Origin of the sequence: Cytobacillus sp. FSL W7-1323, assembly GCF_038595015.1 — a bacterium.
In the GTDB taxonomy this organism is placed as follows: Bacteria; Bacillota; Bacilli; order Bacillales; family Cytobacillaceae; genus Cytobacillus; species Cytobacillus kochii.
In genome coordinates, this window is record NZ_CP151998.1 from 4,073,849 (window position 1) to 4,086,327 (window position 12,479).

12 protein-coding genes are annotated in these 12,479 nt (G+C 40.0%); 1 reads left to right on the forward strand and 11 read right to left on the reverse strand.

Annotated features, from left to right (window positions below; all coding sequences use genetic code 11):
* Positions 1–46 precede the first annotated feature (46 nt).
* From MKX67_RS20685 to MKX67_RS20710, 6 genes are all read right to left on the reverse strand, one after another.
* The gene (locus MKX67_RS20685) at positions 47–493 is read right to left on the reverse strand and encodes a VanZ family protein (RefSeq protein ID WP_342488700.1); all 447 of its coding nucleotides are present in this window, start codon (positions 491–493) and stop codon (positions 47–49) included.
* A gap of 361 nt (positions 494–854) precedes the next feature.
* The gene (locus MKX67_RS20690; protein WP_342488701.1) at positions 855–1,511 is read right to left on the reverse strand and encodes a carboxymuconolactone decarboxylase family protein; all 657 of its coding nucleotides are present in this window, start codon (positions 1,509–1,511) and stop codon (positions 855–857) included.
* 92 nt (positions 1,512–1,603) lie between these two features.
* Positions 1,604–3,067: a CoA-acylating methylmalonate-semialdehyde dehydrogenase gene (locus MKX67_RS20695; protein ID WP_342488702.1), complete on the reverse strand. Its 1,464-nt coding sequence runs from the start codon at positions 3,065–3,067 to the stop codon at positions 1,604–1,606.
* A 21-nt stretch (positions 3,068–3,088) separates the two neighbouring features.
* Positions 3,089–4,426 carry an SLC13 family permease gene (locus tag MKX67_RS20700; protein ID WP_342488703.1) on the reverse strand — a complete coding sequence of 446 codons (1,338 nt, stop codon included), beginning with the start codon at positions 4,424–4,426 and terminating at the stop codon, positions 3,089–3,091.
* A gap of 22 nt (positions 4,427–4,448) precedes the next feature.
* Positions 4,449–5,642 (reverse strand): iron-containing alcohol dehydrogenase, encoded by a 1,194-nt coding sequence (locus MKX67_RS20705; RefSeq protein WP_342488704.1) that lies wholly within the window; start codon positions 5,640–5,642, stop codon positions 4,449–4,451.
* 141 nt (positions 5,643–5,783) lie between these two features.
* Positions 5,784–7,583, reverse strand: a complete 1,800-nt coding sequence (locus tag MKX67_RS20710; protein ID WP_307315973.1) for a sigma-54-dependent Fis family transcriptional regulator — start codon at positions 7,581–7,583, stop codon at positions 5,784–5,786.
* 141 nt (positions 7,584–7,724) lie between these two features.
* Here MKX67_RS20710 and MKX67_RS20715 point away from each other — a divergent pair, with 141 nt between their 5' ends.
* Positions 7,725–8,933 carry a M20 family metallopeptidase gene (locus MKX67_RS20715; RefSeq protein WP_342488705.1) on the forward strand — a complete coding sequence of 403 codons (1,209 nt, stop codon included), beginning with the start codon at positions 7,725–7,727 and terminating at the stop codon, positions 8,931–8,933.
* Between the two features lie 135 nt (positions 8,934–9,068).
* Here MKX67_RS20715 and MKX67_RS20720 read toward each other — a convergent pair whose 3' ends face one another.
* The 5 genes from MKX67_RS20720 to MKX67_RS20740 form a co-directional block, all read right to left on the reverse strand.
* On the reverse strand, positions 9,069–9,689 hold the full coding sequence (locus MKX67_RS20720; RefSeq protein ID WP_342488706.1) for a hypothetical protein: 621 nt from the start codon (positions 9,687–9,689) through the stop codon (positions 9,069–9,071).
* A gap of 210 nt (positions 9,690–9,899) precedes the next feature.
* On the reverse strand, positions 9,900–10,697 hold the full coding sequence (locus tag MKX67_RS20725; protein ID WP_342488707.1) for a DUF4097 family beta strand repeat-containing protein: 798 nt from the start codon (positions 10,695–10,697) through the stop codon (positions 9,900–9,902).
* Positions 10,690–11,247, reverse strand: coding sequence for a DUF1700 domain-containing protein (locus MKX67_RS20730; protein WP_095371758.1), 558 nt, complete (start codon positions 11,245–11,247; stop codon positions 10,690–10,692). The genes MKX67_RS20725 and MKX67_RS20730 overlap by 8 nt, the downstream gene beginning before the upstream one ends.
* Positions 11,240–11,563 carry a PadR family transcriptional regulator gene (locus MKX67_RS20735; RefSeq protein ID WP_095371757.1) on the reverse strand — a complete coding sequence of 108 codons (324 nt, stop codon included), beginning with the start codon at positions 11,561–11,563 and terminating at the stop codon, positions 11,240–11,242. Before MKX67_RS20735 ends, MKX67_RS20730 begins: the two co-directional genes overlap by 8 nt.
* 153 nt (positions 11,564–11,716) lie before the next feature.
* A complete protein-coding gene (locus MKX67_RS20740; RefSeq protein WP_289434724.1) occupies positions 11,717–12,469 on the reverse strand; it encodes an amino acid ABC transporter permease in 753 nt (250 codons plus the stop codon).
* Positions 12,470–12,479: the final 10 nt, after the last annotated feature.

The following is a 12,479-nucleotide window of genomic DNA, read 5'->3' on the forward strand; positions in this document are numbered from 1 at the left end:
TGAACCGTCTTTGTGTGTGGGTTTCTCAATTTGAACCTTCTTGTAACTATACGGACCCACGATTTTTACTTTTCCGCCAATAATAAACGATAGAATTTAAAATAAGCCCTGTTGCTGCGCCTACACTATCAATTAATACATCCCTTACTTCACCCGAACGCCCTGGAATAAAAAGCTGATGAAATTCATCAGTCGCCGCATAAACTGTTGTGAGAATCCAGGATATAAGCAGCTTTTGACGAGTAAGTATATTCCCTTGTCGTATGGCAAAAAGAATAAATATCCCTAAAATAAAATAAGCAAAAAAATGCGCGTTTTTGCGAATAAAAGTCTCTAAAGTATGTAAGTTTTCAATTGAAAATGGAACCCAAGCAGCGATAACTTCTGTAATCCCACCACTTAATTGACTTGATTGTGTCCCTGGTTGATGAGATAAAATAAAGATCATTGCCATCCACAGAATACTAGGGAGCCAATATAATTGTTTTTTCATAAGCATGTCGTCCTTTATATGTCATAACTCTATTATACCTTAGTAGATGACATCCTTCACGGTTATTACGCACAGATATGGCAAGTTACGGTTTTCTAAAATATTTGTTCACATTTGTGATTTGTCAGTACAACTGGTATTTTTCTAATCTTTTGTGTACATTTCTCATTCTGCTAACACTCCTAACAGCTCCCCTCCCTCTTGTGCTCGTGACCCATACGTTAACAGCTACGCCAACCTTCTTAGTTGCAACCCTAATCTCTCCCACTTTATTCAGGAGAGGCTAAACTATTAGACTCCCCATTTTACCTATCAAAAAAACCCCACGGGCAATGATGTCCGTGGAGTGATCTAATTTCACCTATTCATCATAGGCATTTAATGCATTGATACCGTGTGCTAGCGCGGAACCTGCTTTTAAAGCAGTTGCGACAAAGATGCCTTCGACAAGTTCTTCTTTTGTAATACCGAGTCTTTTCGCATTCTTTGTGTGTATGTCAATACAGTAGGCACAACCTGTAATATGGGCAACGGCGACAGCAATAAGCTCTTTATCTTTTTTATTGATGGCCCCGTCTTTCATAGCTGCTTCATCAAAACCAAAGAAACCTTTTACCGCATCTGGAGCATAGTCTTTCAACTCAGTCATTCTCTTCATATTAGCCGCTTGGTAGAGGTTATCTGCTTCTACTTCCTCATAAGCATTTAACGCATGAGTGCCATGTGCGAAGGCAGAGCCTGCTTTAAGAGCGGTTGCTACTAAGACTGCTTCTGTAATTTCCTCTTTTGAAACCCCCAATTTCTTCGCGTTACCTACATGGATTTCAATGCAATACGGACACCCCGTAACATGAGCACAGGCGACAGCAATAATTTCTTTCGTTCTTTCCGTAATAGCGCCATCCGCTAATGCTGCCTTATCAAAGGCAAAAAAGGTTTTATTGGCTTCCGCTGCTGACTTTCCTAATTCTCCAATTCTACTAATCTTTGATTTTTGATACAAACTGTCATTTGCCAACATATTCTCCTCCGATTCATTTTATTTCCCCAGAAATATTCTTGAAAAAAGGAAGAGAATCCTTTATTTTCGACAAATTCCTTTTAAATCGATCAAAACTCCCAGCGTTGAGTGAGCATTTTTCTACGTGTGTAAAATTCCACACCATCACTACCATTTACGTGAAGATCACCATAGAATGAATTTTTCCAACCTGAGAATGGGAAGAAGGCCATTGGTGCTGGTACCCCAATATTTACCCCTAGCATACCCACTTGGATACGTTCTCTGAACTGACGGACATCGCTGCCGCTCTTCGTAAACAAGCAAGCACCGTTTCCGAATTCTGATTGGTTCGTTAGATCAATTGCTTCTTGGAGAGATGATACACGGATAATTGATAAAACGGGTGCGAAGATTTCATCCTTCCAAATCTTCATTTCCGGTGTTACTTTATCAAAAATGGTTGGCCCGATAAAATAACCATCTTCATGGTAAGCTTCATCCTTGCGTCCATCACGTACTAAAATGGCACCTTCTTCTTCCCCTGATTCAATATAACTAGCTGTACGTGCTTTATGCTCTGGACGAATCACTGGACCTAAGAATACATTTTCGTCCATACCATTACCAATTGTAATTTGATCAGCAGCGGTATTTAATTTTTGTAATAAGGGCTCAATCACATCATCTACTGCCACGACAACTGAACATGCCATACAACGCTCTCCTGCAGAGCCATATGCTGCACCAATAATTTCTTTAACTGCAGCGTCTAAATCAGCTGTTGGCATAACAATAGAATGGTTTTTCGCTCCCGCCAACGCCTGTACTCGCTTGCCGTGAGAGGAAGCTGTTTTGTATACATATTCAGCAACAGGTTGGGATCCAACGAACGAAATAGCTGGAACGTCCTTATGTTCCAATAAACCATTCACGACATCATGAGCACCGTGAACGATATTCAATACGCCGTCTGGCAATCCTGCTTCTTTAAATAATTCTGCTAAGCGATTAGCAAGTAAAGGTGTTCTTTCTGATGGCTTCAATACAAATGAGTTACCACAAGCAATGGCTAATGGGAACATCCAGCACGGGACCATCATCGGGAAATTAAAAGGTGTAATACCACCCACTACCCCGACAGGATAGCGATACATACCCGATTCGATATTTGTGGCGATATCAGGTAATTGTTTACCCATCATTAACGACGGTGCACCTGCAGCAAATTCTACACACTCAATCCCACGTTGTACTTCACCATATGCTTCTTTAAAGCTTTTACCATTTTCTTCGGTTACAAGCTGTGCCAACTCATCCCAGTGGTCGACCAGTAGTTGTTGATATTTAAAAAGTACGCGTGCCCTTTTTGGTACTGGCGTTTGACTCCACTTTTTGAATGCCTCGCTTGCTGCTTTTACTGCTTCATTGACATCATCAATAGTTGAAATCGGTACTTGCGCTAACTCTTCACCAGTTGCTGGATTAGGAACCGGTTGATAGTTTTCCGTTTTTGCCTCTACCCATTGTCCGTTAATAAAATTCTTTAATGTAGATGTTGTAGTTGTTGTCATTTGTCATACTCCTCTCAAATTTTAAAATATAGAATACAAGACTACTGCTAGTAACATAGCAATTGTTGGAATAACTACACTGAGCCAGAATATTGGCCAGTACGCACGTTTATGTGTTTCTCCACAAATCGCTCGCACTGTTGTAACAACATAACCGTTATGCGGCATAGAATCTAGACCACCTGAAGCCAATGTCGCTACACGGTGCATGGCTCCTGGATCGACACCTTGAGCTAAATAGATCGGCGCTAAAATAGGTAGGGCAATACCTAAACCACCTGAGGCTGATCCTGTAATTCCACAAATTAATGTGACCGCCACCGCCAAACCTAATATAGGTGGACCTGGCAAACTTACAAGTCCATCGACTACAGAATCGAATGCAGACACTTGAGCAGCTACACTACCAAAGCCAACGACAGCACAAGTATTCGCAACGGCGACAAGTGCATCTTGTGCTCCTTTTGCTAACGCATTCCAAAATTGTGCTAAAAACTTGTACATTGTCAGACATGCAAGGACAATACCAGCCGTTAATGAAATAAGGGCTGCTGCAGTAGAAGAAGCAAACTGTGCAATAATATTTAGCATAACAATAACACAGACTAATGGCAAAATTGAGAAAACAATATGAGGTAATGTTTTTTCCTCTACCAAGAGTTCTCCTTCTGTTTTCTCCACCAAACCTGCAGATACTTCTTCTTTTGCCCTATTTCCTGGCAATGAGAAAGTTTCCCCTCTTTTAACAGCATTTTGAACGAATTTGCTTAATAACAGGCCTCCCGTAATCATTACAAGAAGTGCCATGAGTACCCCGACCCAACCGCCAGCCGTGGGAGTTGTACCGAAAAACTCAGTTGGGATTAAGTTTTGAATTTCTGGACTACCTGGTGCGGTCATCGTAAATGAAATCGATCCAAACACAAGAGCAGCAGGGATAAATCGATGTGGAAGATTCGCCGCTCTAAATAATGAAACAGCAATAGGATAAACAGCAAAACCGACCACAAATAAACTTACTCCACCATAAGTCATGATTGCGGCTGCAGCCACTACGGCAAATACAGCCCTTTTCGCGCCTAATGTTCTCTTAATCCATTGGGCAATGCTCTCAGCGGCACCTGTCTCATGCATTATCTTCCCAAAAATCGCTCCTAGTAAGAAAATTAAGAACCAAGAGGCAAAATAATTTGTGAAGCCGTCCATATAATAACCTGCCAGTGCCGTCTCTAAATTTAAGCCACCTGTTATGGCAACAACAATCGAGCTTAGAATGGCAGCAATAATGATATTAATGCCTCTTAATGTTAAAAACATCAGTAGGACTAAACCTAATATTAACCCTAGCATTCCTAACATTTAAACGCCCTCCCCCGGACTATTACTTCACTTGTTCCTTTTGAGCAAATTGATAATGATAGCAAGCAAGATATAAATCTTCTAACTCAGGAACTGTTGGCACTCTTGGGTTATTCCCAGGACTACCGCTTGCCATGGCATCATGCGTCATTTTACTAATCGATTGTTTAAATAGACTCTCATCTATTCCCCATCCAGACAGATTAGGAATATTTAAGTTCACACATAACGTTTTAACGGATTCTACTGCCAAATCAGCTGCTTGCTCATTTGTTAGAGGCTCACTTCCTTTAGTAAAGATTCTTCCTAAATCGGCTAGCCGATCGACACAAGATTCTCTACTAAACTCTAGAACAGCTGGCAATAGCATAGCATTGGAGTAGCCATGGGGCACATGGAAAAGGGCACCTATCGGTCTTGACATCCCGTGCACAAGACAAACACTTGCGTTAGAAAATGCCATCCCTGCTTGCATTGAACCTAATGCCATTGCCTCTCTTGCCTCTAAATCCTCACCATCTGTAAAAGCTGTCTCGATATTCTCGACAATTAATTTCATAGCTGATAAAGCCATCATATTTGTCATTGGGTGTGCTTTTCTCGATATGTACGCTTCTATCGCGTGACTGAGCGCATCGACCCCGGTAGCTGCAGTGACATGTTGGGGAGATGACATCGAAAGCACTGGATCCACAATAGCTACAGTCGGCATAAAGACTGGTTGTTTAATCATCATTTTGACATCATTAGTCGTATTCGTAATGATGGTTGCATCTGTTGCTTCAGATCCAGTTCCAGCAGTTGTTGGAATAGAAATATGATCGATAGCCGCACTACTTGCTAATTTATCTGCGCCCATATAGTCACCAATATATCCACCGTTAGTAGCTAATACAGCTACCGCTTTGGCTGTGTCAATGCAACTTCCACCTCCAAGCGAAATAATTAAATCACAGGCTTCCTTTTGAAAAAGAGATAATGCCTCTGCCACAAACTTATCAGTTGGTTCAGTAGATACACCTAAATAAAGAATAGTTTCAACATTAGATTTTGCTAAGTTGGCTTTCGCTTTTTTCGTCCACCCTAGGCCATCAATAATTTGGTCACTAATAATAAGGGCTTTCTTTCCTCTTAAACTGGCTTCCTCGCCAAGTTTTTCAAAAGAACCTTTCCCATATAAGACCGTTTGTGGTGTTCTAAAAATCTGCGTACTCATTTTTCTCCCTCCTCTATACATTTATTTATATGCAATTGATGTGCCAAAAAGAAAACCCTTACATTCAAAAGATTGTAAGGGTTGTAGTGTAGTAGAATCACTACATGTGTAGATTTTATGTAGTGAAATATCTACACTCATTCATATTTGATACTTTCTCAACTTTTGATATAATGTGGTTCGATGAATACCTAAACGTTCCGCTGCTTTTTTCTTATTGCCACCAACTTGACGCAAAGTATCTATAATAAGGTCTCTTTCCCGTTTTCTCCCCATATCTTTCGCTTCTTCTATTAAAGAAGGTTCCTTTGTGATAGATTTTGGTTGTTCTTCTAAATAAGTATGTATATGGGTAATGTCAATCACGGATTGTTCGACGAGGGTAACTAACCTTTCTATGACATTAACAAGTTCACGAATATTCCCCGGCCAATCCCGTTGTACAAGTATTCCAATTGCTTCAGGTGTGTAGATCTTCTCTTTGATTTGATATTGCTTGCAGATTTTTTTCGTATATTCATTTAATAATAACGGAATGTCTGTTTTCCTCTCTTTCAAGGAAGGAAGAAGAATTTCGATGATATTTAGACGATAATATAAATCCTCACGGAAGCTCCCCTCTTGAATACATTTTTTCAAGTTACGATTAGTTGCGGCAATGATCCGCGCACGAATCGGGTATTTCTTGTTACCACCAATTCTCTCCGCTTCTTTTTCTTGCAAGACTCGTAATAGTTTCGTTTGCATGACTAAAGGTAATTCGCCAATCTCATCTAAAAAGAGCGTTCCATACTGCGCCAATTCAAATTTACCTAATTTCCCACCTTTCTTTGCTCCAGTAAAAGCACCTTCTTCATAGCCAAATAGCTCTGATTCAAACAGACTTTCTGGGATTGCCCCGCAATTCACACTAATAAAAGGACCCTCGGCAAACGGACTCAATACATGCATGCTTTTCGCAACCATTTCTTTTCCTGTTCCGCTTTCTCCCGTAATCAGTGTGGTAGCCATTGTACGCGCAGCACGCCTTGTTAATCGTTTAATCTCTTTAATTTCCCTACTTTCACCAACAATATCGTCTAATGTAACATGGCGATCGTTTTTAAGTTGTTCGACAAAGGGCGGACGATTATTACTGTTTTCATGTTGATTCTTTTGTAATGATTGATAGATTTTGTATACTTCTGTCACACCCTCAAAAATAAGCATGCCAATGGCACCAATCACTTTCCCATCTTGCCATAGTGGAATACGGTGAACGATCATATCTTGGCCATTTATTCTTTGGACTACCCCACGTTCTGGTGTAGCTGTTTTAACCGTTTGATGAAGATTCGTATTTTCAATCACTTCAGTCACATGACGGCCAATCGCATCCTCTCTCTTCACACCAACAAACTGACTATAAGCTTCATTAAATTCCTGCACGACCCCATACTGATCAACAACAGCGATCCCTTCGTAGGCTCGTTCTAAAATAACCTTCAATACTTCTGTGGCATTCTCTTGCTGTTCAAGGCGATGAATCCATTTTTTATATCCATCCATCATCTCTCTTGTATGAATCATTCCGACAACACAATCATTTTCATCTACTACTGGCAGTTCCTCATAAGGAAAGGAAGCTGCATAGAGGATGGAATCATCCAACCGGACATAGGCAAAATTCCTCGTTGGCACCGGATGAATGTTGATATCTCTATCTTGACCTTTAAGTAGATAAGAAAATAATTTTTTCATAGATACGATGCCAACTAGCTTCTTATGATCATCAATGACTGGTAAGCTACTTACTTGATATCGATTCATCTTTTCACCAGCTTGTCCTAATGTTTCTCCTAAAGAAATACAAGGTGGATCAGGCGACATCCAATACCTTACTTTCAAGAATTCCTCTCTTTCTAGCTTTTCCCTTGTCTTTGAACGGTCTTCAATAAACATGAAAGGCACCTCCTGCAAGAAATGAAACGAAATATTCAAAAAATATATTGGAATTTATTCTCCTCTTCAACTATTATAAACTTATTCACTCAAACGTGATGAAGGATTCACCATATTTTTTTACATAGAAGGAGGATGTATATGTTAGAAAAGCTTTATTCATTATTACAAGAACATTATAACGAGATGGTTGAAATCAGAAGACATTTGCACCAGCACCCTGAACTTTCTTTTCAAGAAGTAGAAACACCCAAGTTCATTGCTAACTATCACCAAAAGCTTGGACATGAAGTCCGAACTGGTGTAGGAGAGCGTGGTGTTGTCGCTAAATTACATGGAGCAAAGCCCGGAAAAACCATCGCTTTAAGAGCGGATTTCGATGCATTACCCATTCATGAGGAAAATGATTTTCCTTATAAGTCTAAAAAACCCGGTGTCATGCATGCTTGCGGTCACGATACACACACAGCGACATTACTTGTTTTAGCAAAAGTACTCAATAAACTTCAAAATGAAATTGAGGGCACAATTGTCTTCATTCATCAACATGCGGAAGAATATATGCCGGGTGGTGCGATTGCGATGATTGAAGATGGTTGCTTGGAAGGGGTCGATGTTATTTTCGGTCAACATATTTCATCCGGTGAACCATTAGGTGAAATCGGCTATCGTTCTGGACCACTCATGGCAGCAGCTGACCGCTTCCATATTAAACTCCAGGGAAGAGGTGGACATGGCGCCCATCCTCACGAAGCCAATGACAGTATCGTTCTCGGCGCTCAACTCATTGTTAATCTCCAACAAATCGTTAGCCGCCGTATTGATCCACTCGAATCTGCTGTTCTTTCTATTGGTGAATTCGATGCCAAAAATGCATTCAATGTCATAGCTGATTCTGTCACACTTACAGGAACAGTTCGAACCTTTAACGAAAACATAAGGAATAAGATGGAAAGAGAAATCGAGCGAGTAATTGAAGGAACCTGCTTAACTGCAGCTGCAAGTTATGATTATAACTATGTTCATGGCTACCCAGCTCTTGTCAACCATGCAGCTGAAACAAAGTTTGTTGCTCAATTAGCTGGTGAGGTTCCTGGTGTAACTGCGGCTGTTGAGATTGCCCCCCGTATGGGTGGTGAAGACTTCGCTTACTATTTACAAAAAGTACCTGGCACCTTCTTCAATACCGGTGCAGCTATTGTTGGAAGAACACCATACCCTCATCATCACCCTAAATTTGATATTGATGAAAGAGGCATGCTCATTGCAGCAAATATGCTCGCCACAGCAACAGTAAAGTATATGGAACAGCAAGGTGTAGTGGATACCACAGTTATTGAGACGCTTTAATCTGTTCTGAGGCACTTTGTTTTAGAATCATGATTGATGTGATCCACTCTAAGAGGGTGTAGGGTTTACTGAGGGCGGCGAATGCTTCTTTTTATACACTTGTGGCAGCAATCTCTTACCACTTTATGTGCGTTGTCATAAGTCGCCTTCTACAAAACGAGGAATACCCATATGCAATAAGATCGTATTACGCGCAGTTGGCTCTGGGTTTTCCTTTGCTTTTGCGCGTATTACCCTTTTACACGCAGTTAGCCCTAAGTTTTTCTTTTTTTTTGCGCGTATCTCTCTTTTACGCGCAGTTGGCTCTAAGTTTTTCTTTGCTTTTGCGCGTATTTCCCTTTTGCGCGCAGTTGGCTCTGGGTTTTCCTTTGCTTTTGCGCGTATTTCTCTTTTACGCGCAGTTAGCTCTAAGTTTTCCTTTGCTTTTGCGCGTATCTCCTTTTTACGCGCAGTTGGCTCTAAGTTTTCCTTTGTTTTTGCGCGTATTTCCCTTTTACGCGCAGTTGCCACTGGGTTTTCCTTTGCTTTTGCGCGTATTTCCCTTTTACGCGCAGTTGACTCTAAGTTTTTCTTTGCTTTTGCGCGTATTTCCCTTTTACGCGCAGTTGGCTCTAAGTTTTCTTTTGTTTTTGCGCGTATCTCCCTTGCGCGCAGTTGCCACTGGGTCTTTCTTTGCTTTTGCGCGTATCTCCCTTTTACGCGCAGTTTGCATTGAGTTTTGTTTAGTTTTTGCGCGTATTTCCCTTTTGCGCACACCGCATTCGTTTTTCCCTCCTGTCTGAGTGCCGTAATTACTTATTTTTCTATACTAACCCTCGATTCCAAGCCGAGTACAACGTTCCTTCCTTTTAGCAACTCTTAATCACCCGGACAGCCTCCCCTAACATACTAAATTACAACATTTACCATAAATGGGGTTCTGCCGAGAAAAAAGAGACAGCCTCAAGGGACTGCCTCCTACCTTCCTTATTTTTCCGTTAATTCAATTCTCCCATTACTTGTCTTCAACTTCACTTCTACCGACCCGTCACCAATGGTTCGATTTCCTTCATTCGATCCAAGGATATGCACCGAACCATTGCTCGTGTTAGCTGTGATGGTTGTATTGTTAACTGCTTCTTCTACCTCAACAATAATCGCTCCATTGGAAGTAGCCAAGTCTAACGGAGAGTGAATAGTTGGTAGTGACATCTGGATAGCGCCATTACTCGTTCGAGCTTTTATTTCACCTTGTATATCATTTGCAATGATTGCACCATTACTCGTTTTTGCATGAATATAATCACTATCAAGTTGCTTTAATCGTAGCTTTCCATTCTTCGTATCTAATATGACTTGATTGGCATTCAACTCCGATACATCTATGACACCATTGCTGCTTTCGACACTTATTTCTTCATATGCTTCTCTTGGTAAATAAACTTCTATTTGTTTATTAAACTCTTCTAAATCAAAACTAAATAAGCGAAACGTTCTTTTATCCGTTTGATGCTCTACTTTCAAAGTATCTCCTGCAACGGATACTTTGAAATCCTCATGTTCTTTTCCTTTCATTTCACCACTTAATCTCACCTCTGCCTCGCCATCGGTTGGAGCGAGGATAACTTGGGCATTATCTGTTTTAACCTCAACATTGTTAAAGGCTTCTTCAATTGTTTTCGTCTCTGAAACATTTTCTGCTTGCAATTGCCCATAGGTAAACGCAAACCCTACTCCACCAACGCAAACGAGCAATCCACCAATTAATAATAACTTCTTAATCACCCTTCATACCTCCTTTAACAATCGAGACGTTATAAGAAAGATAACGAATAAAAATTTTCTTCATGAATTTAGTAACATACATCATAGCGACCAATAATAATAACCCCAACCCACAAAAAAGAATAGCAGCAAATAAGTTCACTAATTCAAATGATGAGGTTATAAAAATGTCGATGAGCACTAATAAGGGTGAAATAATACCTGCAAAACTTACAATCCAACCGGAAAAGATTATACTAACGATGGCAAGGAAGGGACCGAGGACAATGATTAGATTAAATAGACCTAATCCAATGACAGCCAATGTCGCCTGCAAAATATTTTGGATGCCACCCTCACCTTTTGCTTGCTCGATATGGTAACTCGCCTTAACCTCCTTAGCAATACCTCTCGGTGAACCGAGATCTTTAGCAATTTCCTCCTCTGTTTTCCCCTCTTCTAAACCAAATTCAAAATGGGCTTCATAATCTTGAAGTAATTCCATTCTTTCTTGTTTATCAATATCTTTTAATTCCGCTTCTAAGGTGATGAGAAATTCCTGTTTATTCATCTTTAACACCTTCTTTTATTAAATGATTAACCCCGTTTGTAAATTCGTACCACTCTGCTAACAACGCCTGTAAATAGATGCGTCCTTTATCTGTTAACTGATAATATTTTCTTGGGGGACCTTCTTTAGATTCCTGTAAATAAGTTGTAAAATACTCTTCCTTCGTTAACCTGCGCAATAATGGATAAACCGTACCTTCAGATATTTGAATTTGGTCAGATATCTTCTGTACTAGCTCATATCCATAATGATCCTGCTTATCAAGCAAAACTAAGACGCATAACTCGAGCACACCCTTCTTAAACTGGACGTTCATTTTCTTCCTCCTTCCACTACTATATATTATATAGTACTAAACAATATGTGTTATTAATTTCTGTAATCATACTATAGCAGGTAGTATTATACATTGCAAGGTACTGAATGAAATTTTCCAAAAAAAAGAAGCCCGTAGACTTCATTTTTAGCTTTAGACTCTTAAAGGAACATCTTTACTAATCGTTGTGTTCATTTTCTTTTGCTTTATCTCTTTATTCCTCATTTTTGCTTCTATATAGGTAAAAAGCACTTCCAATAACCAACAAATCAACCAATAGATCAGAGCAGCGACTAAGTACATTTCCAAAAAGTGATAACCATCATTAGCAATGATTTTTGCCAGCGCCATCACTTCTACAACTTTTACCGCAAATGCTAGTGAGGTCGCCTTTATTAAACCAATAAATGTATTTCCCAAGTTTGGTAAGGCCACTAAGAAAGCTTGCGGTAGGACAATTCTTTTTAATGCTTGAAAAGTAGTCATTCCCACAGAATGGGCCGCTTCCATTTGCCCGATTTGTACAGCATTTAAGGATGCCCGCATAATTTCTGCTTGATAAGCTGATACATTAATTGTGAATGCAATAAAAGCATAAAGCAGTGGTGAAATATGATCAGCATTATAGGCTGTACCGAAAGATTGATTCATTTTTTCTAATAGAACAGGCACACCGTAGAAGAATACATATAATTGTACCAATAATGGCGTACCCCTAATAAATGATATATAAATAATGAAAAGGCGATTAAGGATAGGGACGCGATAAATTCGGCAAAGAGCAATTAGCAGACCGAATATCAATCCAAACACCATTGCAACAACAGCAATTGCTAAGGTGATTGGCACCCCTTTTAAAACCTCGGGAATCTGCTCAATAGCAAATTCAAAATTGATCATAGGCATTAAGTGTTCA

Bases quoted from the DNA above. Each gene is read 5' to 3' on its own strand.
- MKX67_RS20685 (WP_342488700.1), bottom strand. From the start codon at position 493: ATGAAAAAACAATTATATTGGCTCCCTAGTATTCTGTGGATGGCAATG.
- MKX67_RS20695 (WP_342488702.1), bottom strand. From the start codon at position 3,067: ATGACAACAACTACAACATCTACATTAAAGAATTTTATTAACGGACAA.
- MKX67_RS20700 (WP_342488703.1), bottom strand. From the start codon at position 4,426: ATGTTAGGAATGCTAGGGTTAATATTAGGTTTAGTCCTACTGATGTTT.
- MKX67_RS20705 (WP_342488704.1), bottom strand. From the start codon at position 5,642: ATGAGTACGCAGATTTTTAGAACACCACAAACGGTCTTATATGGGAAA.
- MKX67_RS20710 (WP_307315973.1), bottom strand. From the start codon at position 7,583: ATGTTTATTGAAGACCGTTCAAAGACAAGGGAAAAGCTAGAAAGAGAG.
- MKX67_RS20715 (WP_342488705.1), top strand. From the start codon at position 7,725: ATGTTAGAAAAGCTTTATTCATTATTACAAGAACATTATAACGAGATG.
- MKX67_RS20730 (WP_095371758.1), bottom strand. From the start codon at position 11,247: ATGAATAAACAGGAATTTCTCATCACCTTAGAAGCGGAATTAAAAGAT.
- MKX67_RS20735 (WP_095371757.1), bottom strand. From the start codon at position 11,563: ATGAACGTCCAGTTTAAGAAGGGTGTGCTCGAGTTATGCGTCTTAGTT.
- MKX67_RS20740 (WP_289434724.1), bottom strand. From the start codon at position 12,469: ATGCCTATGATCAATTTTGAATTTGCTATTGAGCAGATTCCCGAGGTT.